The 21,484-nt window shown below is 41.1% G+C and carries 22 protein-coding genes; 10 read left to right on the top strand and 12 right to left on the bottom strand.

Translation table 11 applies throughout. The features are described 5' to 3' along the window. Positions 1–956 precede the first annotated feature (956 nt). Together darT and darG are read left to right on the top strand one after the other, a co-directional pair. Complete coding sequence (gene darT, locus CXF72_RS12875; protein WP_101039414.1) at positions 957–1,562, top strand: type II toxin-antitoxin system toxin DNA ADP-ribosyl transferase DarT; 606 nt, start codon at positions 957–959, stop codon at positions 1,560–1,562. 14 nt (positions 1,563–1,576) lie between these two features. Then, on the top strand, positions 1,577–2,638 hold the full coding sequence (gene darG, locus CXF72_RS12870) for a type II toxin-antitoxin system antitoxin DNA ADP-ribosyl glycohydrolase DarG (RefSeq protein ID WP_101039413.1): 1,062 nt from the start codon (positions 1,577–1,579) through the stop codon (positions 2,636–2,638). 171 nt (positions 2,639–2,809) lie between these two features. Here darG and CXF72_RS12865 read toward each other — a convergent pair whose 3' ends face one another. Further along, positions 2,810–3,385, bottom strand: a complete 576-nt coding sequence (locus tag CXF72_RS12865) for a DarT ssDNA thymidine ADP-ribosyltransferase family protein (protein WP_101039412.1) — start codon at positions 3,383–3,385, stop codon at positions 2,810–2,812. A 210-nt stretch (positions 3,386–3,595) separates the two neighbouring features. Between CXF72_RS12865 and CXF72_RS12860 the strand changes: the two genes are divergently transcribed. The 5 genes from CXF72_RS12860 (at position 3,596) to CXF72_RS12845 (ending at position 10,511) form a co-directional block, all read left to right on the top strand. Continuing rightward, the gene (locus CXF72_RS12860; protein ID WP_198552597.1) at positions 3,596–4,573 is read left to right on the top strand and encodes a transposase; all 978 of its coding nucleotides are present in this window, start codon (positions 3,596–3,598) and stop codon (positions 4,571–4,573) included. Between the two features lie 189 nt (positions 4,574–4,762). After that, entirely contained in the window at positions 4,763–4,978 is a 216-nt protein-coding gene (locus tag CXF72_RS19610) for a hypothetical protein (RefSeq protein ID WP_198552596.1), read from the top strand. 14 nt (positions 4,979–4,992) lie between these two features. Beyond that, on the top strand, positions 4,993–8,472 hold the full coding sequence (locus tag CXF72_RS12855; RefSeq protein ID WP_198552595.1) for an Ig-like domain-containing protein: 3,480 nt from the start codon (positions 4,993–4,995) through the stop codon (positions 8,470–8,472). A 966-nt stretch (positions 8,473–9,438) separates the two neighbouring features. Beyond that, a complete protein-coding gene (locus CXF72_RS12850) occupies positions 9,439–9,651 on the top strand; it encodes a hypothetical protein (RefSeq protein WP_101039409.1) in 213 nt (70 codons plus the stop codon). Positions 9,652–10,166: 515 nt separating this feature from the next. Then, positions 10,167–10,511 carry a YggL family protein gene (locus tag CXF72_RS12845; protein WP_232784978.1) on the top strand — a complete coding sequence of 115 codons (345 nt, stop codon included), beginning with the start codon at positions 10,167–10,169 and terminating at the stop codon, positions 10,509–10,511. Between the two features lie 262 nt (positions 10,512–10,773). Here CXF72_RS12845 and CXF72_RS12840 read toward each other — a convergent pair whose 3' ends face one another. From CXF72_RS12840 to CXF72_RS12815, 6 genes are read right to left on the bottom strand one after another with little or no spacing between them, the layout of a single operon-like run. Next, positions 10,774–11,430 (bottom strand): HAD family hydrolase, encoded by a 657-nt coding sequence (locus CXF72_RS12840; protein WP_101039407.1) that lies wholly within the window; start codon positions 11,428–11,430, stop codon positions 10,774–10,776. Between the two features lie 2 nt (positions 11,431–11,432). Then, the gene (locus tag CXF72_RS12835) at positions 11,433–12,449 is read right to left on the bottom strand and encodes an ABC transporter ATP-binding protein (RefSeq protein WP_101039406.1); all 1,017 of its coding nucleotides are present in this window, start codon (positions 12,447–12,449) and stop codon (positions 11,433–11,435) included. Then, positions 12,446–13,234: an ABC transporter permease gene (locus CXF72_RS12830; RefSeq protein WP_101039405.1), complete on the bottom strand. Its 789-nt coding sequence runs from the start codon at positions 13,232–13,234 to the stop codon at positions 12,446–12,448. The genes CXF72_RS12835 and CXF72_RS12830 overlap by 4 nt, the downstream gene beginning before the upstream one ends. Beyond that, a complete protein-coding gene (locus CXF72_RS12825) occupies positions 13,221–14,120 on the bottom strand; it encodes an ABC transporter permease (protein ID WP_101039404.1) in 900 nt (299 codons plus the stop codon). The genes CXF72_RS12830 and CXF72_RS12825 overlap by 14 nt, the downstream gene beginning before the upstream one ends. 4 nt (positions 14,121–14,124) lie before the next feature. Further along, positions 14,125–14,937: an alkaline phosphatase family protein gene (locus CXF72_RS12820; protein WP_101039403.1), complete on the bottom strand. Its 813-nt coding sequence runs from the start codon at positions 14,935–14,937 to the stop codon at positions 14,125–14,127. An 11-nt stretch (positions 14,938–14,948) separates the two neighbouring features. Continuing rightward, positions 14,949–15,998, bottom strand: a complete 1,050-nt coding sequence (locus tag CXF72_RS12815; protein ID WP_101039402.1) for an ABC transporter substrate-binding protein — start codon at positions 15,996–15,998, stop codon at positions 14,949–14,951. Between the two features lie 219 nt (positions 15,999–16,217). Between CXF72_RS12815 and CXF72_RS12810 the strand changes: the two genes are divergently transcribed. Both CXF72_RS12810 and CXF72_RS12805 read left to right on the top strand, forming a co-directional pair. Then, positions 16,218–16,937, top strand: a complete 720-nt coding sequence (locus tag CXF72_RS12810) for a UTRA domain-containing protein (protein WP_101039401.1) — start codon at positions 16,218–16,220, stop codon at positions 16,935–16,937. Positions 16,938–17,415: 478 nt separating this feature from the next. Continuing rightward, entirely contained in the window at positions 17,416–17,988 is a 573-nt protein-coding gene (locus CXF72_RS12805; protein ID WP_101039400.1) for an NUDIX domain-containing protein, read from the top strand. A gap of 145 nt (positions 17,989–18,133) precedes the next feature. Here CXF72_RS12805 and CXF72_RS19605 read toward each other — a convergent pair whose 3' ends face one another. The 5 genes from CXF72_RS19605 to CXF72_RS12785 all read right to left on the bottom strand — a co-directional run bounded on the left by CXF72_RS19605 (position 18,134) and on the right by CXF72_RS12785 (position 20,806). Next, positions 18,134–18,319, bottom strand: coding sequence for a hypothetical protein (locus CXF72_RS19605; RefSeq protein WP_198552594.1), 186 nt, complete (start codon positions 18,317–18,319; stop codon positions 18,134–18,136). 128 nt (positions 18,320–18,447) lie between these two features. Further along, positions 18,448–19,326 carry an EamA family transporter gene (locus CXF72_RS12795; RefSeq protein ID WP_101039399.1) on the bottom strand — a complete coding sequence of 293 codons (879 nt, stop codon included), beginning with the start codon at positions 19,324–19,326 and terminating at the stop codon, positions 18,448–18,450. Beyond that, a complete protein-coding gene (locus tag CXF72_RS19395; RefSeq protein ID WP_157823259.1) occupies positions 19,327–19,623 on the bottom strand; it encodes a hypothetical protein in 297 nt (98 codons plus the stop codon). Between the two features lie 42 nt (positions 19,624–19,665). Beyond that, positions 19,666–20,187: a carboxymuconolactone decarboxylase family protein gene (locus CXF72_RS12790; protein ID WP_101039398.1), complete on the bottom strand. Its 522-nt coding sequence runs from the start codon at positions 20,185–20,187 to the stop codon at positions 19,666–19,668. A 10-nt stretch (positions 20,188–20,197) separates the two neighbouring features. Next, on the bottom strand, positions 20,198–20,806 hold the full coding sequence (locus CXF72_RS12785) for a glutathione S-transferase family protein (RefSeq protein ID WP_101039397.1): 609 nt from the start codon (positions 20,804–20,806) through the stop codon (positions 20,198–20,200). A 136-nt stretch (positions 20,807–20,942) separates the two neighbouring features. On the opposite strand from CXF72_RS12785, the gene CXF72_RS12780 reads away from it, so the two are divergent. Further along, positions 20,943–21,484: TetR family transcriptional regulator (locus CXF72_RS12780; RefSeq protein ID WP_101039396.1), on the top strand; the 542-nt coding region annotated here is incomplete at its 3' end.

Below are 21,484 nucleotides of genomic sequence, written 5' to 3'. Positions count from 1 at the left end.
AAACTGGCGTTCAATTCGCTCCAGGATTTCATTTGCTAAAGAATTTGTTCAGAACAAGAAAAACGTACGGGAAGCAGAGACGCTAGCCGAAATGTTTAGGTTTTTTAAGAAAAAAATTATATTTCGGAACTGGGCCTTTAGGCCCGGCAACCCTGCGGTGTAATGTAAATACTACATCGGTTATTCGTAAGTTTCCGCTTGTCAGGTAATCTGTCACCTTCGAGATCTTTTAATCTAAGTTCTAGTCATGTATGGATTGGGTGAGCCGTATAGCAAGTTTGCCGAAGAGCGTATTTTTACGAAGTCATGCCATCCAGCAAAAAGAACGATCAATTTTGATGGGATACTGAAAACAGAGGACGATGCGTGCGCGTTTACAGCAGACGATAAAACAGTACAAATTTGATATTTTAACCAAATTCTTATATGACTAAATCATTTGAAAATTTCTAACATTAAATTTATGCTCTTCATCAATGATGACTGAACATATCACGCTTATACAAATACTCGTCGGTATGATCAAAAGTAAAGTGCTATGGGCTAAGTTACACATGAATAAATTGAACGCTGGATTCATCAAAGAATTCGAACCTTTAAGAAGTATGCACTTGAACATACTGAGAGGCCTAACTTTTGCCTTATGGACTACTGGGAAGTTTAGTGATAATTCTTTAGACTTAATTAAAATCGCTAATGAGCAAGCCAATAAGTGTTAAAAGCCTACCTGCAATATGTTTTTGAGCTTCTTCTTACAATGATTGGTAGATAAGTATTTACAAAATAGCATATGGTTAAGCCTTACCTTCTACCTATTAAGTCAGAAACTAACTAATTGCTTATGGTAGCTAATGTTTTTAGAGAATGTGAACTGTAGAGTCTCAAGCTGTATGATAATGTTACTGAATAAACTTTTTTTTGATGACTAGTCTGGTTGAGTTAAGGATCAAATATACATGACTACCAAAGTCTCCCATATAACACATATTGATAATCTAACCGGAATTATTGAACAAGGATGCTTGTGGTCAGATGCTAAGCGAATTGAGCTTGGATTGGTTAGTCAAAATATTGGTTATAGTCATATTAAGGAAAGGCGTTTAGCACATCCAGTGGTTGTCGCTGCGAGCGGTTTTATTGGTGAATATGTACCTTTTAACTTTTGTCCTCGTTCGGTCATGCTATATGTAATTTACCAAGGGCATGATAATTATAACGGCGGCCAGGATGGAATACTCCACTTAATAAGTGACACTGACACAATCCTTCAAACCAACCCTTCTTGTTTTTTTACTGATATTCATGCAGATCTTGCTTATGCAGAGCAGATTGATGATTTTAAGCGTTTGAATGAGCTAGATTATCAGAAGATTCATAGCAAATATTGGCAAAACTATAAAGAAGAAAAACAGGCTGAGTTTTTAGCTCATCAATCAGTTGCGTGGAATTGTATTCGACAAATTGGCGTAAAAACGCCAGAATTAGCAGAAGAAGTAACAAGGTTACTTATTAATGCAAAGCATAAACCAGAGGTTGTTGTTAAACCTGAGTGGTATTATTAATAGAGAAAGTTGCAATGATTACTTATGTGAAAGGCAATATATTACATGATCAGGCAGATGCCATTATTAATACAGTTAATACTGTAGGAGTAATGGGAAAAGGCTTGGCGTTGCAATTTAAAAAAGCTTTTCCTGATAACTTTAAAGTTTATAAAACAGCTTGTGATCATGATCAACTTACCACAGGTAAAGTATTAATTGTTTCTACTGAGTCTTTGAGTGCTCCTTATTACATTATTAACTTTCCGACTAAAGCGCACTGGAAAGGTAAATCTAAGATTGAGTATATTGAGCAGGGCTTAGAAGATTTAAAAGTAGAGGTTTCTAAGTTACAGCTACAATCTGTCGCTATTCCCGCATTAGGGAGTGGCTTAGGCGGCTTGCCATGGCCGCAGGTTGAAGCGTTAATTAATCAGCACTTGAGTGATATGGCTGATGTAGAATGGCGTGTATACCCTCCTCAGATAGCCCCAACGGCAGAAACTATGCCAAATAAAACCCGCCGTCCAAGAATGACCATTGGGCGAGCTGCCGTTTTGGGATTAATTGATAAATATGTTCAAACTGGCTATAACTATCGCCTTTCTTTACTTGAAATCCAAAAACTTGTTTATTTCTTAACAGCTTCTGGTGAACATTTAAATCAAGTACATTTTCAAAAGCACCATTACGGTCCTTATGCCGATGTGCTTCGCCATGTACTGGATAAGATGGAAGGGCATTTTATTAGTGGCTATGCAGATGGGCAAAATAAACCTGATACACCAATAAATTTAAAAAATGATGCTGCTGTTGAGGCGATCGCTTATTTAGATAAACACCCCAAAACACAATCAAGATTTAATGCGGTAAGACAGTTGGTAGATGGGTTTGAATCGCCTAATGGCATGGAGCTATTATCAACTGTTCACTGGGTAGCCACTCAAGAAATTAATGGTGTTGTTAATTCTGATGAATTAGTCAAAAAAGTGCATCAGTGGAACCCAAGAAAAGCTAAGATGAAAACGAGTCATATTTTAGCTGCATTACAGCGGATCACTGAACAAGGATGGTTGGACAAAAAAGCCCCTATTTAATTAAACAATGCCGTTCGGTTAAGAAATTTGAGGCTTATATCTTAACGGATATTTGGATGGTATATAAAGCACTGAACGTGGAAACGCTAGGTGCTTTATTTTTTTAGGCTGAATAAAAAGCTTAACCGAACGGCATTACTATTTAATTAAGGGCTCAAATTTTGAATAATGTTAATTTAAAAACATACGTGGATTTGCGTTAACGTTCATCGGTATCCCTTTTTCGACTAATAGCTTTTCTACCGTACTTTTAACTACTGTATTTGCTACAAACAGGCTAAAAAAATCATTAGGCAAGATGGTTATTGGAGATAGGCATTCAGCCATACATACACTCTTTGAATGTGCATTCGAATAATCCCTTCGGTCCATAACCTCCCAGTCAATTTCTTCCATTCCAGCTACGTAACTTAATATTTTCAACTCTAGCCCAGCAAGAGGATGGCGTGGAATAATATTCCACTCATTGGCCGCTGCAAATGTTCTTGATATTGAGATAAGTATAAAATCTGTCTTCGGATTTTTACTTTGTACGTTCCCGTCAAAAGGATTTCTTGAAAAAAAATGGAAAGGAACCATTTTTTCCAACCCAAGTTTTTCTCGTCCAATAAGAATTTCTGGATCTGCAACATCATCGAATTTTTGTAATTCACTACGAGCTAATAAGCCTTTTTCCAATATAGATGGTAGATTTTTTAAACTTGTTAAATGGTAAAGTAACTTTTGTTCTTTTATATTTGCCATCATCACTCCATATCAAATAGACAGTTCTCACTATAAATGTTCTGATGACTAAAAGATGATAACCGGCTAGCAATTATTTTTGGTTTTTTTAGCTTTAATTTTTATATTTATTCAGCAACCTCTAAAAATAATAAAGCCACCCATAATTATTGGCGAATATTTGCGCACTGGTCTAATATTTAATTACCTTTATTTAATTGCATGTAATGAATGATGGCCAGACCAAGACAAACGATCGTGAGTTTAGATGACACGCCTTACTATCACTGCTGTTCACGTGTTGTACGTAAAGCATTTTTATGTGGCATTGATAGTACAACAGGTGAAAACTATGAACATCGCCGGCAGTGGGTTGACTCTCGCATTCTAGAACTTTCGACTATCTTTGCGATTGAAATCTGTGCCTATGCGGTCATGAGTAATCACTTGCATGTTGTCCTTAAAGTGAATGCTGATAAAGTCAAAAGCTGGTCTGATAAAGCAGTACTTGTTCAATGGCATAAAGGCTTTAAAGGGACGTTACTGACACAGAAATTTGTTAACAATGAAGACCTTAATGATTTTGAAATTGGAACTGTTAATGAGTGTATTACCGAATATCGTCATCGCTTAATCGACATCAGTTGGTTTATGCGCTCACTCAGTGAGCCAATTGCCAGGCAGGCCAATAAAGAAGACAACTGTACGGGTCGCTTCTGGGAAGGACGCTTTAAATCCCAAGCATTACTTGATGAAGTAGCCGTATTAGCTTGTATGGCGTATGTTGATTTAAACCCCATTCGCGCCAAAATGGCGACAACACCTGAAACTTCAGATCACACCAGCATCCAGCGAAGAATTCACTCAGCCATAAAAGGTGAGCAGCCAGCAGAATTAGTGCCGTTTGTAGGTAATGACCGCCTGAACATGCCTAACGGATTAATGTTCAGTGTGAAGGATTACATTATGCTTGTTGAAGATACCGGTCGAATCATACGAGAAGATAAGCGCGGATCCATCAGTTCAAACAGTCAACATATCCTAACTAGACTTAATATTCCTGCAGACAACTGGCTTAAAATTACTAGCGAATTTGGCCATTTATTTAAAGGGGCGGTAGGTGCCTTACCGGCATTAACTGAATACTGTGAACATTTAGACCGAAAACGCCGCCACGGTGCAGCAAACTGCCAACGCTGGTTGTGTGCTTAAAGTTTAATTTCTTCAATTACCTGTAAGTAATTTCCCACTTGATTGATATCAAGCTTCTGCCATGGGTTTAAAACGACCAGACTCCTCATATTTCACAATCTAAAGCCGCATAAATTGAAAAAATTTCAATTTATGCGTTTGAATAACTATAAAAGACTACCGCAATGAATGTTGAAAGAGGCTGTTTTTTTGTTTAGAGAAATGGGTGGCATGGTTGTTTGTAGAGAAATGGGTGGCATGGTTGTTTGCATGGTTGTTTTTTGGTTGTTTTTTAAAAATGGGTGGCATGGTTGTTTTTTGAAATGGGTGGCATGTTTGTTTTCATTAGAGAAATGGGTGGCATGGTTGTTTGCATGGTTGTTTTTTGGTTGTTTTTTAAAAATGGGTGGCATGGTTGTTTTTTGAAATGGGTGGCATGTTTGTTTTCATGGTTGACTCTATCTGATTTAGGAAACGGAAGTGCAACCTTAATTGGCACCCCAAGTAACGATAATGTCGGCGCAAATGATGTCACTCTGATTGTTGTTGATAATGATAATGTGCAAGCAGAGCAGCACTTTACTATTACCGTTGCGAATATTAATGATGAGCCGGTTATTACCATTGACAATACCCTAACGGTTGATGAAGACGGCAATCAAACCCTGTCCTTTAGCTACACCGACATCGATAAGGATACGGTAACAGCAACAGAAAAAACGGCGCCGGAGCATGGCTCACTGGTGATCACCGCGGGTGATATTCTGTATAGGCCAATAGCGAACTATAACGGTATGGACAGCTTTGTGGTGACCTTAACCGACGGTCAAGGTTTCAGTATAGATAAAACCATCAACGTGACGATCAGCTCAATTAACGATAAACCGGTTATTACCATCGATAGCACCTTGACGGTTGATGAAGACGGCAATAAAACGTTAGCGTTTAGTTACACTGATATTGATAATGATACGGTAACAGTAACAGAACAAACTAAGCCTGAACATGGCTCACTGACTATTACGGCTAACGACATTCTGTATACGCCAATAGCGAACTATAACGGTGTTGATTCTTTTGTGGTTACTTTGACCGACGGTCAAGGTTTCAGTACAGATAAAACTGTTAATGTGACGGTCGCATCGGTCAACGACATCCCCATCGCACAAGATGATCAATTTAGTTTCGCCCAAACGGCCACTAACCAATATATGCTCGCAGTGCTGGACAATGACAGTGATATTGATACTGATTCACTAACTATTACAGGTGCTTCTGCCGCGATTGGATCCGTCAGCATTGTTGAGAATCAACTACTTTATCAGGCAGAGCAAGGCTTCATTGGTACTGTGAATCTTGAATACTTAGTTGATGATGGGCAGCAAGGCAAAGATAAAGCTTATGTTAGCTTAACTATTAATGGTGCCTTGCCTGAAAGCGCACCAGAAATCACCTTGCCTAATGATATTGAAGTGAAGGCCTCGGGATTATTTACCAAGGCTAAATTGGGTGTTGCTACCGCGATTGATTACTTAGGCAACCCTGTCGCTACATCACTGGTTGACGGAAAAACCATGTTTTCTCCTGGTGCACATCAAGTATATTGGCAAGCCATTGATAGCAAGGGTAATAAAACAGTATCGGCACAGAATGTATTAATTCATCCTCTAGTGTCAATTAGCAAAGATCAAACTGTGGCCGAAGGCAACAAAGTCGAATTAAAAGTTATGCTTAACGGTAATTCACCTGGTTATCCTGTTGTGGTGCCATTTAGCGTATCAGGCTCTGCTGTAAGCGGAGAAGATCATGATCTCGTTGCTGGGGAAGTCAGTATTGACAGCAGCAATGAAGCGCTAATCAATTTTAACGTGTTCACTGACAATGAATTTGATGAGTCAGAAACGATCCGAATTTTGCTATCGGATACGGTCAATGTATCTCCACAAGCCAGTCAAATAATCACCATCAGCGAAGGCAATCTGTCACCTGAAGTTGCGCTGTTGGTTGAACAAGGACAACAACAACGTTTCTTGTTAACTCGAGATGGCGGCGAGGTGAATATCAGAGCTCAAGTATCTGATGCTAATGAACTTGATACGCACTATTATCAATGGGCAAGTAGTAATGATGCACTGCAATCCCTGCTCAGTAATAAAGATGCGGCAGCAATCTCTATTGCCCTTGACACATTAACTGAGGGTATTTACCCGATTAGTGTCACCGTAACCGATAATGGTAATCCCGTTAAATCAACGCGCGCAGAGGTTTACCTAGAGGTGATAACGGCGTTACCAGTATTAACCGCAGCAGATAGTGATGGCGACCTGATCCCCGACTCACAAGAAGGGTATGGCGATCAAGATAAAGATGGTATTCCCGATTATCAGGATGCCATTACAGCCTGTAATGTTACCCCTGAAAAAGTGAGTCAGCAACTAAGTTTCTTGGTTGAAGGTGACGCGGGTGTTTGCTTAAGAAAAGGCGCCGCTTCAGCAGGTAACGAAAGTGGCGGTAGCTTGCTCAATGAGCAAGATCTAGCAAATTCTGTCGGTAATGATGATGATGCCATTAATGTTGGTGGTATATTTGACTACATTGCTTATGGCCTTCCTCAAGCAGGGCAAAAATACTACATTGTATTACCACAACTTTTACCTATTCCGGCCGATGCGGTTTATCGTAAATACTCAAAAACAGCGGGTTGGATGGAATATGTTAAAAATGCCAATAATGCGGTATTTTCATCACCGGGACACCGTGGCTATTGTCCTCCACCACAAGATGCATCATGGAAATTGGGTCTTAATGAGGGTGATTGGTGTGTGCAGTTAATGATCAATGATGGTGGTCCGAATGATAATGACGGCTTAGCCAATGGCACCATTGTTGATCCGAGTGGCGTCAGTGTTTACCGTAATGGCAATAATATGCCAACTGCGCAAAATACGACGCAAAGCGTCTTATGGAATAGCCTGCTAATCATTGATGTTACGAACATGATCAGTGATGAAGACGGTGATAGTTTAACTATTTCCAATGTCTCGGCTGATTTTGGGGAAGTAAGTATAAGTGGGCTGCAAATTAGCTATATGCCGGCAACCGATTTTGTTGGTAATGATACCTTAGTTTACAGCATTAGCGATGGCAATGGTGGAACAGCTAGCGGTACGGTGACCGTGACCGTTAAGGCCTATCAACCCGTTGTTGTGGATAATAAATCAAAATCAGGTGGCGCTATGTCAATATGGATGTTGTTACTAACCCCTGTGTTTATAATCAGAAAAAAAAGAGGCTTTATCGCCCTGCTGTTGCTGGTTAACGCAATAAGTCTGCCTGCCAAAGCTGATTGGGGTACCGCCGTTAACTATGGACAAACAAAAGCTGACATTAGTAATGACGAGTTAAATCAGCAACTCGCTAATTTGGGTGCAGATGCACAGGTCACATCGTTAGATGATAAAGGCCAGGGTTGGGGAGTCGACGCCATTTACCGTTTTGAGGAGGGGGTTCTTGAGCATTGGCAACTGATAGTGGGTTATCAGGATTTAGGGGGATTTGATGCTACGATCAACGGTCAGGCCATTTATCCTGATGAATTTCAACAACTTGTTTCCGAGGTGCAGCCTCAATCAGCCGATGGTTGGGGTGCCAGTGTGGGATACCAATTTATGCTAACAGAGCGTTTTTTTGTACAAGGACACTTGGGCCAGTTTAACTGGAAAAGTAAAAGTGCTGCCCAGTTAAGAAATGATAGCGCTTCATCAACGCATGTTAACGACAGCGGCCATGATCTTTTTTATGGCGCAGAGCTGGGCTATAAATGGTTAGATGATATGGAGGTAAGCCTTTTGTATGATCACTATTCACTAGATAAAAATGATATTGAATTTTTAGGCGTTGGGCTGAAGTATTATTACTAATGTGCAGATTGGACAAGGGCTATTCTATAATGGCCCCTTGTTTAATTCAGCCATATTTTCAGCCTTTGAAGGGATCCATTAGGGTAAAAACGGTCAAGCCTACAAACCTTACCAGAATGGCACACTTAAAAAGTAGATCGTAAGGAGCAATGTGCCTCTAAGCACCTCCTTTGTAAAAAACTAATGCTCGCTTACTCCCGATAACGAGCATAGCATTTAGTCGCTTCGTCTTAGTTTGTAATGCGCTTAGGGTGTTAGTACCTAATGTTTGTAAATTGCAAAAAATAACTCTAAAGCGTGACTATATTTAGTTGGTCATTGCAGTTTCGTCGAAGCAATAGAACATAAGGTTATTTTTGATGAGTCATAACATAATAGAGATATAACCCCTTATATTTAGGCTGAAGCAACCCAACTGGTGACACAGACAGCTTTATCTTGAGCCAATACTCCATAACTTACTGATTTAAAATCAATTAAACTTATCACTCCGTAGTTATGTACAAAACATAGAGTAATGTTTTAGCCTGTTTCAGGTTGTTAATTATTACACTCAAAGCCCCGTATATCGGGGCTTTGTTGTTTTTACTGGACTGTAAACTGTCACCTATGTATGTATAACGAAGTGTTACTTATATACTTGACTGTACATCCCCCCCCCCACCAGCTGTGCACATGCGGACTTGTGGTTCTGCCATCAAGAAGAACCAATAACCTCCAGCCTATATTTCTGATCATACTTTGAATCATGCATTAGCAAAATTATTCGCTAAAAAGTGGATAGTCATAAACAGCCCCATAAAACTTACATTAAGCCAAGGGAAAATACCCATCATAAATTAATATGTTGAACATCAAGTAAATATAAAATACCGTGAGCTTCATTTTAAATAGGCAGGCTGAAAATGAGCAATTCTACAGCCTCGTTATGGGTTATATAATCATCAATCAAAAAAGGAAAAACAAATGGCACTTATGGTACTACGTAGATTCCCTACCAAAGAAGAATTAAATTCGACTACTATGGAAGTTCATACGTTTATCGAGGCTTTTAATAAACATGCTGTTTCCGATTTTACTGCAAGAGTTGAAGACAAAGGTGATCACGTATTATTAGACAAGTGGCAAATCACCAAGGGCGAATGGTTCGATTCGCGCAGAGCGCACGGTTCGATGTAGTCTAATAATCATAAAAGGAGGGATACCCAGTAGTTTAAAATCATTATTAAATAATTCAACAGACGGATTTCCCATTTTTCACTTGAGATAAAATCGCCAGGAAGTTCCGCCCGGTAACAGGACTATTTATCGTATTGCCTTCCTCCTCACCCAACAAGGTCAACCACCTTAATTATGCAAGATTTCAAAATAAGCGGCCTGTGGCTTCCCCTGTCAGCGCTTAACTCGGCACCTTAGGATACAAAGCCCATCAATCGGGGGTTCAGCGGTTCACTAACCTTAGCGAACTAAGGCTCTAATCTAATACCGACTTATCTCGCCGCACTGCTGTCCAGTTATTATTCCGAAGGGTTATTTTCCTGCACGACTTGAATAAGACACGGGCAGCAAGCGAACGCAGTGAATGATGGTGTTAAACCAGAATAGGTGGTTTAATCATAAGCTAAGCGAATGTTTAAGATAGATATTCAGCTTTATATTTTGTGACCTGATAAATGAAATACAAGAGAGGCAAAATGAAGATTGATCAGAATGTAAAAAGAAGCCGTCGACTTCGTAAAAAATTATATGTTAACGAATACACAGTTTATGGATTTGAAGTGTCATTAAGCTTTAAGGAGATGGATGAAACTGCTTTAGACCCTTTTCTGGATGAAATAGTAGATTTTGTTGAATCGAGAAACTTAATGATTGCTGGTGGAGGTGGACTTGATGTATTTGATACTTTCGTGTCTTCAAGTGATCGGTACGGCTCAGTTTCAGAAGAAGATCGTCAGGCCTTATCAAAATGGTTAGAGGAAAAATCACTTATTAAAAACGTTGAGGTAGGGGATTTAGTAGATGCTAACTATGGCCTCTAACAGGGATGCAAAAATCGTCGCTGTAAAACCAAAAACCACCAAAATTAAGTCATTTAAAAACCCTTGGGGAAATTGCAGTATTTAAGGTGATCTGGCAGCTTACAGAAAAAGAGGCGAAGGTCTTGAGTGTTCAAGGAGCTCAAGACCTTAAGAAATAATCCTGTCGTAGATCTCAGTAGTATGCACCTATTCCCGAGATTTTATGGAAGATCTGCCGACAGCGATTAAATATCGGCTTTTCCACCGCTTTGCTAAAACAGCGTTACCAGGCAAGAACCGGCCATTGGTAGCGTTGTGCTTGTTTTTTTAATTGCGCACAGGGATTAACCATAGTGGGATGATCGACGTGCAGACACAGCGGTAAATCATTAATCGAGTCAGTATAAAAATCAATGGGTGCAAATACAGTAGGCTGCTCAGCCAGCCATTGCTTAAGGCGTTTTACTTTACCGCTGCGATAAGTTGCCGTACCTGAAATCTGCGCGCTATAACAGCCATTTTCTACGACTAAATTAATGCCCATAGCATCTTTGAAAGCGAGTTTTTTTGCCACTTTTTCCACTAAAAAACTGACCGTTGCGGAGATCATCAGGGTATCGATTTTCTGCGCTTGTAAATCCGCCAACATGCTTTTTGCCTGAGGGTATAAGCGCGGTAATATCTGCTGGGTCACGCATAATTCAGCTAAACGGTCTACTTCTGCGCAGGGCAATTGACTAATCGGGTCCATCACAAAATGCAGATAGGCTTGCATATCTAATTCACCCAAAGCGTATAACGCCATTAAACGCCTGTCTTCCTGTAAAAAACCGGGGTTCGTAATAATACCTTGCTGGACCAGAAATTCATTCCAAATCAGCCCGCTATCACCGGAAATTAAGGTTTCATCTAAATCAAATATGGTTAAAGGATCACTCATTATTAGCTCACTTGCTGCAGTTCGTTGAGGTTAAAGAGCAACTCTAATTTGCTACCCGGTTGTAATAAACGCTCGGAAGAGCGGTTGAGGAGATCGACGGCAATCTCGCAGCCCTTTACTTGCACCTGGTAACGGATAACATTGCCTAACAGCTGGTGGTTTTTAATAATAGCCGGGGTAGGTTTGGAGATATGCGCCGCATATTCCCGGCCACTCTCGCGTACATAAATAGATTCGGGACGAATGGCTAATTTACCTTGAATATCTAAACCTAATAATTGTGATGCTTGCGGGGCGCTAAGCACGTTATAGTTGCCCATAAAACTGGCCACAAACTCATTACAGGGCTGCGTATAAATATCCTCGGCGCTGCCTTGCTGCACGATTTTTCCTTTGTTCATTAGAAATATTCGGTCGGAAAGGATCATCGCCTCTTCCTGATCGTGGGTAACAAATAGGGTGGTAAGATTGAGCTCTTTTTGAATAGATTTAATTTGCTGACGTAAATTTTTACGAATAGGCGCATCTAAGGCTGACAGCGGTTCATCGAGCAACAATAATTGCGGTTTAACCACTAAGGCACGTGCCAAAGCGACGCGCTGTCTTTGCCCGCCAGATAATTGCTGCGGGTAAACTCGCTCTTTTCCGCTTAGCTCGACCAACTCAATAATCTTAGCCACTTGCCTTTTAATTTCCGCACCAGGTAACTTTTTCATTTTCAAACCAAAAGCGATATTCTCCTGCACTGTCATATTTGGAAATAAAGCGTAGGACTGAAATACCATACCAATATCGCGTTGTTGCGGTTGGACTGCGGTGATGTTTTTATTATCCACCCAGATTTCACCGGAATCCAGATCATGCAAACCCGCCAGGCTGCGCAGCAGGGTAGATTTCCCACAGCCACTCGGCCCTAATAAGGTGATAAATTCACCCTGATTAATGGTGAAATTGATATCTTCAAAAACAGTATGCTGGTCAAAACGTTTTAACAGGTGTTTAACGGTGACAAAACTCATGAGTGAGTACCTCGGCTGATCCGGCTGGCAAGCCAGGTGAATAAAAAGATAAATGCAAAATAGCTGATAACCAATGCGGAGGTGAAGTGCCCGCTGGTTTGACGCATATTGTATAAATAAATCTGCAGGGTTTCGTAACGGGTGCCTACCAACATATTAGCGAAAACAAATTCCCCTAATAAAAATGAAAAGGATAAAAATAGCGCCGCAAGCAGCCCTTTTTTAAGGTTGGGCAGTACTATCATAAAGAATGCTTGTGTGGTGCTTGCACCTAATAGATGAGCAGAATCCATTAAATCATGCAGGTTCAAGGCACTAAAACTATTGGCTATAGCACGATACATAAACGGCACGGCTATGGTGAAGTAAGTGCCTATTAAAATCCAAGGCGTCCCCACTATCGGCACGGCACTGCCTGCATAGAGTTGTAATAAACCCACGGACGAGACCACAGGAGGCACAGCAAAGGGTAATAAAATCAGTAAATTAAATATTCCTTGCAGCTTCGGGAAGTAATAAAACAGCACAAACATAACCGGTAAAATAAGCACCGCACAGAGTAATAAAGCGCTGCAGCTGATTAATAACGAACGCCCAAACGCCTCAAAAAAACGGATATCCTGCCACAGCAGCAGGTACCATTTAAAACTCAGACCATCGGGTAAAATACTCGCCCCCCAGGAAGAGGAGATGGAATAAAGAAAGGTCGCGAATATGGGTAAAAATAATAGGCTGCACAGCCCATAAACTAAGCTTTGATGATAAAGCTGCTCAGCATTTTTCATGGTAACTCCGGCGAATTAAGGTTTGATTAATAAAAGTTATCAAGCCCAAAATACCCATTAACAGCACAGAAATCGCCGCCGCTAAATTAGGCTCTAAGAAAAGATCCCCCGACACTAAACTGGCGATGCGCACCGTAACCACATTGTAGTTACCCGTGGTTAAGGCATAGACACTGGCATAGGCACCGATCGCGTTAGCAATTAAAATAATAAAGGTACCCAAGATAGCAGGCGATAAAACCGGCAATGCAATCTCCGTCCAAAACTGCCATTTTTTTGCGCCTAATAAAGTACAGGCAGCTTGCCAGTCATCCTGTAAAGCATCAAAAGCGGGATACAGCAATAAGGTTGCAAGTGGCACCTGGAAATACACATACAGGGTTAATAGTCCCCACTGTCCATAGAGATTAAAATCATCAATCAGACCCACTTTTTTTAACAGCAAAGTCACAGCACCGTTAAATCCTAGGATAATAATAAAAGCGAAAGCCAAAGGCACACCACTGAAGTTGGCGGCCATATTGGTAAAAGCCACCACGGCATCACGCAAGCCAGAGTCAACTTTGCGTAGTGAGGCCACAAAAAACAGCGCTAAAATTAGGCTAATACTACTGGACCAGAACGCCAGCCATAAACTATTGCCAAAGGCCTGTAAAATAAAGGCCGAATTAAAGATAGTTTGATAGTTTTCTAAACTCACCTGTTGATCAACTACAAAGCTGTTAAGCACTATCCAAATCATCGGCGCAATTTGAAATAAAAAAAACAGCAGCAAAAAAGGCAATAATAGCCATAAGGGTCTGAATCGCTTTAGTGACAGCGTTTTAAATTTTTCAAAACGCCCTGTTTTTATCTGTGCTACGCCGGGTAATACAGTGCTATTCATCGGCTTAACCTTGTTTTAATAAAGCGGGATGATAGGATTTTTGATGTTCATCTAATCCCAATAACTGACACAGCAGCCCGCAAATTTGAGTTTGTTTTACATCAACGCTTTTCTGGCTAAACTGCGTGCCAAGTAAAAACAGCGGCACCGCGCGCTCCTCCTTTAAGGTGCCCCCATGGGTTTTATCATTATTCATGCCATGATCACTGGTGATCACCACTTGATAACCTTCTTCTATCCAGGTGGGTAAATAATCCGATAAAATGATGTCCGCCTGACGGGCACTATTGCGGTACTCGGGGGAGTCCAAACCAAACCGATGGCCCGCATCATCAATATTCATCGGATGAATAAGTAAAAAATCCGGTTGATAGGTTTGCCGTAAATGCTCGGCATCGGCAAACAAAATAGTGTCCGGATAATGGTCTAGATGGTAAAACATACCATGTTGAATATTAAGGGATTTATCATTGCAGACGCGATCTTTTTGCTGATTATAGGGGCTGCTATTGTATAATTCGCTGACCCAGTGATAAGCCGCCGCAGCGGTGGTTAGCCCCGCTTGGGCCGCTAAGCTAAACACACTGCTGTTAAATGATAAACGCCTCACTTGGTTATTGACTATGCCGCTGTGTACAGGCGCTTCACCCGTTAATAAACATTCATATAACGGCCGTGATAATGACGGTAATTCACTGCTGATTTGGTAAGTCGTTGCTTGCTGGCTGTCCATAAAGGCACTCAAGTAACCCATACAATTTTGGGCTACTTGATAATTTAGGCCATCAAGAACAACAAAGATTACTTTATTGCTCATGCTGCTGCCCCTTATTGGATATGGATAAGAACGTTTTCTTGCCATTGTCTTGGCAATTTACGCGCGGTTTTTTCCCAGTCTTTAAAGTCAGAGATTGGGAAAACATTAGTGTACTGGTCATTGCTAAGCAGTTTCGCTTGTGTTGCTGCAGGCAGAGCCACATTGCTACGAATCGGACGGGCATAACCTTCTGCTAAATTGATTTGACCCTGGTCACTGAAGATATATTCACGTGCGAGTTTCGCAGCATTGGGATTTTTTGCATATTTATTGATAATCGTGGTATAGCCGGAAATAACCGAGCCATCCTGTGGAATAGTCACGGTAAAGCGTGAACGGTCGATTTTAGCGCGGTAATTCAATGCATTAAAGTCCCACATAATGGCTAATGCAACCTCCCCTTTTTCAATATTAGCAATGCTCGGTTCATTCATGGATAAACGCCCTTGCTTGGCCAATTCGGCAAAGAATTTTAATGCAGGCTCAATGTTTTTCTCATTACCACCATTAGCAAATGCTGCCGCTAATACGGCATTATTTGCCTGCGCTGCGGTGCCTACATCCCCCACTGTCACTTTGTAGTCGCCAGCTAATACATCAGCCCAACTCTTGGGTGGGTTTTTCACCAGGTTATTGTTGGTTAAAAAAGAGATAGTGCCGGTATAGGCAATCGCCCAGTGCCCATCTTTATCTTTTGCCCAATCAGGAATTTCCGCCCATGTGCTTGGTTTATAAGCTTGTGTCACCCCTTTTTTCACCGCGACACGGGCAAAAGCAAAGCCCACATCACCAATGTCAGCCGTGGCATTATTTTTTTCAGCGGCGAACTTAGCTATTTCCTGCGCTGAACTCATATCGGTATCCTGATGGCTTAAACCGTAAAGCTTGCTCATATCTGTCCAGGTATCTTTCCAGTTTGCCCAACTACCCGGCATACCAATACTGTACAGTTGCCCCTCACTTTTTGCCTTATCAATCAAAGTATTAATATCATTATCCGCATGTGCGACAGTCGTAATCAGACAACCGGCTAAGGTGGTCATGGTAAGTAGTTTTTTCATGGCATTTCCTCTGGACTAGGTCAGTTAAGTAAGTTGTCATCATAGAGCGGGAATGTGACAGTTTAAAGAAGGTAAAGTGACAGTTTAAAGAAGGTAAAGTGACAGTTTAAAGAAGGTAAAGTGACCGTTTTGTATTGCATGCTGATCAGAGGTCTGTCATATTTCTGTCATTAAAGGGTGCTACTTTTACGCCTTTTAAATCGCTGGAATAGGTCAGTCATGGAAAACACCCAAGCGACGCAATTAAGTCGTATACAAGAGAGCCTCAGGCAACTATTAGCAAAGAATGTATTGCATGGATCGCAGAAGTTACCCTCAGAAAGAGCGTTAAGTGTCCTTTTTTCCACCACTCGCATTACCCTTAAAGAAGCACTGTCGGCTTTAGAAATTGAAGGGGTAATTTACCGTGAAAGTCGCCGTGGCTGGTTTGTTTGCCCTGCGCGTTTAATTTACAACCCGCTATCACGTTGCCATTTTCATCAACTGGTTAATGACCAGCAGCGTAATGCCAAAACGCAAGTGTTAGCGGTGCACACACAATTCGCCGATGCACAGCAAAGCAAACTGTTAGGCTTGGCTAAACGCAGTGAAATATATTGTATTGAGCGCCTGCGCTATGTGGATAACAGGCCCGTTTTATATGTACAAAACTGCCTGATCAGCGCGCTTTTTCCCAATATATTGAAACAGGATTTAAGTCAGTCTTTAACCCAGCTTTATCAACAACAGTATGGTTATCAAACCTTACGCTCACGCTTTGAAGTGACTTTGTGCGGTGCGAATAAGCAGGTTGCTGACGCCCTGCACTTGGCACAGGGTCAGCAAGTATTAAAAATATGCAGGGTTAATTATCAGCAGCAAGGTACTATTATTGATTGTGAGTTTGAATATTGGCGCCCGGACGCGGTGATTATTACTATTGATAGCCACGAAGGATAATTCTAGAGCTTTTTCGCCCTAGCCTCAGCTTGTTTTATTGCTTATGGTTGTTTTATTTAGTGTATGCGCGATCGCTACAGAATAATTGCGGACATCCATTAATCGCAAATAATTACTTATCCAGCTATTACTTTTTCCATAAAATGACCTTCAAAATCGAACTCTGAGAAGTTTTAAGAAACTCCCCTTATGATTAACTCTCTACTGATTACACGCCCCAGTTAGCCGATATAAAATTATTGTAAAATTAATCCCGTCATATGAGCAGGACAAAATAAAACAAACTATTACCATGCTATGCTTGGATTCATTGAAAACCTGAATGCTAATCGAATTTAATTTAATAACGCAGACAGTGCAGCACTCATCATAAAAAAATAAAGACAGGCAACAAAACAGCATTGATTTTTTATCATAATCAGGAAGTTAATGCTTTTTTGGAATGGTAATACACAGACAACAAGTATAAGGAGTTAAGATGGTTAATACGCTCAAAAACTTTAAACTTCACCCTTTAGTTGATCCGAAGTTTATCAATACTTCACTGGCAACCTATGAGCAAAACGGTGTCAAAAAATCATGGGAAATCGTCAAGGCGCATGACTCCGTGGCTATCCTTATTTATCATAAAGAAAAACAGGCTTTTGTGCTTGTAGAACAGTTCCGTCCTGCGGTGTATTTGAACAATGATAACGGCCTGACCATTGAACTCTGTGCGGGCATCGTCGATAAAAACCTCTCTTTGGAGCAGATAGCCAAAGAGGAAATAGAAGAAGAGTGCGGCTATGATATAGCGCTTGAAAGGATAGAAGAAATCACCTCTTTTCATACCTCCGTAGGTTTTGCCGGAAGCAGGCAAATACTTTACTATGCAGAAGTTAATGAGAGTATGAAGGTCAGTGAAGGCGGCGGTGTCGATGCTGAAATGATCGAAGTTGTGTACCTGCCGATAAAGGAAGCCAAAGCACTTATTTTTGATGTCAGTATAGCAAAAACACCCGGGCTGATGTTTGCATTTATGTGGTGGTTTGAACAGCAAAAGAACGGCTAGAAAATAGTTCTTATTTTATTTAAGTAAAACGTGATAGGCGCCTATCACGTAACACTGGCCATCTAGCTCTGGCTTATTTTGCCCGTGCATGTAATCAATCTGGATACAATACTATTGCAGTCTTCCGAGCCATTAATAACCTGCATTATCTGTGCACTTCGACGCCAATCCCATAATCTGATTTATGTAAATTTAAGACAGCCCAGTTGCAGGCGATTTTAGGATTAATAGCAGAAATATTCCTATTTTCTATCGGTAAACTGGCATTGTTTAGAACATTGTCAGCCAATATGAGCGGTGCATTTTTAATATATAAAGGTTGAGTATTCATGATAATGGGGCCTGGTTGGTATGCAATTATTCCAACCCTAAAAGCGGCTCACAAAATCACGGCTGTATTTCAGCCTTAATCCCAAAACCAAACAGAAAAGAGAAAATAACGACTTCATTAATTATCCATTAATTAGGCTTTCGTTGAGTATTGGCTTTTGAAGATTTCTTCTTTTCATTACAAAGCCAGAGAGCAATAGCTACCCATACAATAATCAGAGTATTGAATAATGGTTTATCCAGGCGTTCATGGTAGACAAAGACCGCGAGTAAAAAATGCAGCGTGGGTTCGACATACTGATAAACAACAATCTTTTGTAGATTTACATTGCTGATGGCAGCGGACAGCAGAAAAACAGGGAGAATTTGCAGGAAAACCGCCCCAAGAAGAACATAATAAGGTATACCTGCTTGAGATGGATCATAGGTTACTGCAACAACTAATACGGTTATCAAAGCAGCAGGAAGCTGAATTAAATTTTCAACATATAAGTTTTCCTTATTACTAAACTTAGACAGCTTTTTCAGTGCCATATAGGCTGCAAACGAAACGGCAATAACAAGAGAAAGACTGGGTGCAACCCCCTGACTGACAGCAAGGTAGATAAGAGCGCCACACATTAATAAAAGCGATAATCTCTGGATATTATCGGTCTTATCTTTAAATAAAAACCATGAAAAACCAGCGGTTAGTATTGGCGCAATAAAGTAGGCCATGCTTGCATCCAGCACATAGTTATTTGAAAGCGCATAAACAAAACCATACCAGGAGACATTCATTAGCAACCCGGATATCGAGATTGCTAAAAATGAACGCTTATCATGCCAGAGTCTCTTTAGATCAACCTTTACGCCGGTAAATTTTAACCAAAGTACCACTAAAACGAATGACCAGATGATTCGCTGCGCCCATAACTCAGCCATGTTCTCAGCCGGGAAATAATGAAAAAACACCGGGGTTAGTCCCCAGACCACAAAAGCAAGAATAGCAAAAAAATGATATATCATTTACAAGCGACCTAATGCGTAACCATCGAGGAAAACTATCCCTTTACGGTTAGATATTGGGCTGATAACAGCCAAACTATCCGGTGATAAATAGCGAACACTCATCCATTTTAAGTACCTTGCTACTTTTCGATTAAACCACTGCCCTTCGCATTTTTCCGGGAAATGAAAACCGTTGGAATCAAATCCTTTATTTTGGAATGCGAATGCTGTCGTACCTGCTAAGCGCTTGATTGAAGTTGCAAAGAAGCAGCCTGCAGGTCTATATATTATGATATTCAAATTAGCTAAATCCACATTGCAGCCCGCTTACTAAAAATAGCTACTGTAACACCAAATTTAGAAGAAGGCTGTTTGATTAAATGCAATTTGCCGGGCAGCCATCAGTGCAGCGCTAATGCGCAGCGCTTGATCAATAGCCTGATCGGTTTCGCCGAGCTGCTTTAAACTGCTGCAGTGACTGTGAAAACAGGCATGGCCGCCATTCACTATGGAAACGGCAATACAGGCATAGTGATAGGCAATCTCGTTGCTGACCTTAATAGTGGAAAACGAACGAAAGCACAGTGCATCTAACGTGCCCCCCGCCTGCAAGTCAATAATCCCACGACTGACAAAGTAAGGGTTAGTAACCGACATACGGCTTACCGCGAACAGTAGTTCGCGCTGCTCATTTTCAGTGGGCACACCGAGATGATCTTTGACTACAGCAATAACCGATATATTCTGGCAAGCAAGTGCTGCTGCCCATGCCGAACATTTTCGATTAACCGGGCTGAGGAACTTCTGCTCTGTTAACACCTTGTCCAACAGCGTTTTCTGATCTTCGGATTCTGCTGAAAAACAAATTTCTGGCAGCATACTTATTACCTCACATTTTTACCGGTTTCAAGTAACCCGCTAAGCTTTCAAAGCGAGCTATCCAAGCGAGAATATTTTCGTATGGGGTTAAGGCAAGCTGTGCTTCATCAATGTAAATCAGAGTCGAGTAAACAGCAATGTCGGCAATGGTCGGAGTATTACCGGTTAACCAATCTTTACCTGCGAGCTTTTGATTTAGAATAGGCAGGATTTTTGACGCAACTTGCTCGCAAGCAGGAAATTCTGATTCCGGCAATAGTTTGAAGGCGTTAATTAGACGGGCTTTTTCCACCGAATCCTTAAGCTCATTACTGGTCAGGCTGAGCAGAATATCAACCTGGGTTTGCTGCTGCAGAGAAGCCCCCAACCACTTTTCATTTTCACTGTTTTTGGCCAGATAGCGCAAAATTGCAACTGAATCGCTTACGGTTATATTCGACTCGAGATCAACTAAGGCCGGAACCTGACCTAGCGGGTTGATGCGTAAAAAATCAGCCTGTTGCTGTTCACCTTTGGTGATGTCAATTTCAACAATTTCGGCCGGACGCCCCAGTAGGCACGCTGCTAAGCGCGTTCGGTAACAGGGTAGTGAAAAAGGAAAGCTGTAAAGTGTGATCATAATTACCTCATGTGTTTTTCAAAAGAGTACAGATCGGTACTCTACGGAGTGAGGTGCGTCAGGTCAATATAAAGTTACCGATCTGTACTATTCTTGTTACAATATCAAGATTGCCAGCCACTACATTGGATTTACCGTGTCAAAAAAGAAACAGCAGTTGATTGATATTGCACTCAATCTATTTATGAGTGAAGGGTTTCATGCAACCGGCATAGACCGCATAGTAGAGGTTTCCGGCATTTCTAAGACCACTATGTATCGCCACTTTGAATCGAAAGAAGTGTTAATCAGAGATGCACTACTTGCCTTTAGTCAGCGCCAGCAGGCCGCTTGGGAGTTGGATGATCCTCATTTATTGTCTGCAGAACAATTGCTGCTTGCCCGTTTCGATGAGTTGGAGGCTTTAGTGCAGAGTAAACATTTCAGTGGCTGTGTATTTCTTAATGCAAGCGCAGAATACCCCGACGAAGACAATCTTATTCATCGGGTAGCTATTGCCCACAAAGCGGCATCCCTCGCAGAAACCAAGCGACGCTTAGCCACTATCGAGAATACTGATGATAACCTCGCGTTGACTATCGAATTAATTTACGAGGGAGCTGTCTCCCGGTTGCTGGTTCAGCAGGATTTGGGTTTGATTCGAGCAGCTAAAAAAGCGCTGACGGCATTGCTTAAATC

Origin of the sequence: Psychromonas sp. MB-3u-54, from assembly GCF_002836415.1 — a bacterium.
GTDB lineage: Bacteria > Pseudomonadota > Gammaproteobacteria > Enterobacterales > Psychromonadaceae > Psychromonas.
Note: the sequence above shows the minus strand (reverse complement) of the source record. Positions and strands in the feature narration are given on the sequence as shown.

Bases quoted from the DNA above. Each gene is read 5' to 3' on its own strand.
- CXF72_RS12820 (WP_101039403.1), bottom strand. From the start codon at position 14,937: ATGAGCAATAAAGTAATCTTTGTTGTTCTTGATGGCCTAAATTATCAA.
- CXF72_RS12785 (WP_101039397.1), bottom strand. From the start codon at position 20,806: ATGATCACACTTTACAGCTTTCCTTTTTCACTACCCTGTTACCGAACG.
- CXF72_RS19605 (WP_198552594.1), bottom strand. From the start codon at position 18,319: ATGAATACTCAACCTTTATATATTAAAAATGCACCGCTCATATTGGCT.
- CXF72_RS12865 (WP_101039412.1), bottom strand. From the start codon at position 3,385: ATGATGGCAAATATAAAAGAACAAAAGTTACTTTACCATTTAACAAGT.
- darT (WP_101039414.1), top strand. From the start codon at position 957: ATGACTACCAAAGTCTCCCATATAACACATATTGATAATCTAACCGGA.
- CXF72_RS12830 (WP_101039405.1), bottom strand. From the start codon at position 13,234: ATGAAAAATGCTGAGCAGCTTTATCATCAAAGCTTAGTTTATGGGCTG.
- CXF72_RS12795 (WP_101039399.1), bottom strand. From the start codon at position 19,326: ATGATATATCATTTTTTTGCTATTCTTGCTTTTGTGGTCTGGGGACTA.
- CXF72_RS12840 (WP_101039407.1), bottom strand. From the start codon at position 11,430: ATGAGTGATCCTTTAACCATATTTGATTTAGATGAAACCTTAATTTCC.
- CXF72_RS12835 (WP_101039406.1), bottom strand. From the start codon at position 12,449: ATGAGTTTTGTCACCGTTAAACACCTGTTAAAACGTTTTGACCAGCAT.
- CXF72_RS12810 (WP_101039401.1), top strand. From the start codon at position 16,218: ATGGAAAACACCCAAGCGACGCAATTAAGTCGTATACAAGAGAGCCTC.
- CXF72_RS12815 (WP_101039402.1), bottom strand. From the start codon at position 15,998: ATGAAAAAACTACTTACCATGACCACCTTAGCCGGTTGTCTGATTACG.
- CXF72_RS12805 (WP_101039400.1), top strand. From the start codon at position 17,416: ATGGTTAATACGCTCAAAAACTTTAAACTTCACCCTTTAGTTGATCCG.
- CXF72_RS12860 (WP_198552597.1), top strand. From the start codon at position 3,596: ATGGCCAGACCAAGACAAACGATCGTGAGTTTAGATGACACGCCTTAC.
- CXF72_RS12845 (WP_232784978.1), top strand. From the start codon at position 10,167: ATGAAGATTGATCAGAATGTAAAAAGAAGCCGTCGACTTCGTAAAAAA.
- CXF72_RS12825 (WP_101039404.1), bottom strand. From the start codon at position 14,120: ATGAATAGCACTGTATTACCCGGCGTAGCACAGATAAAAACAGGGCGT.
- darG (WP_101039413.1), top strand. From the start codon at position 1,577: ATGATTACTTATGTGAAAGGCAATATATTACATGATCAGGCAGATGCC.
- CXF72_RS12790 (WP_101039398.1), bottom strand. From the start codon at position 20,187: ATGCTGCCAGAAATTTGTTTTTCAGCAGAATCCGAAGATCAGAAAACG.
- CXF72_RS12850 (WP_101039409.1), top strand. From the start codon at position 9,439: ATGGCACTTATGGTACTACGTAGATTCCCTACCAAAGAAGAATTAAAT.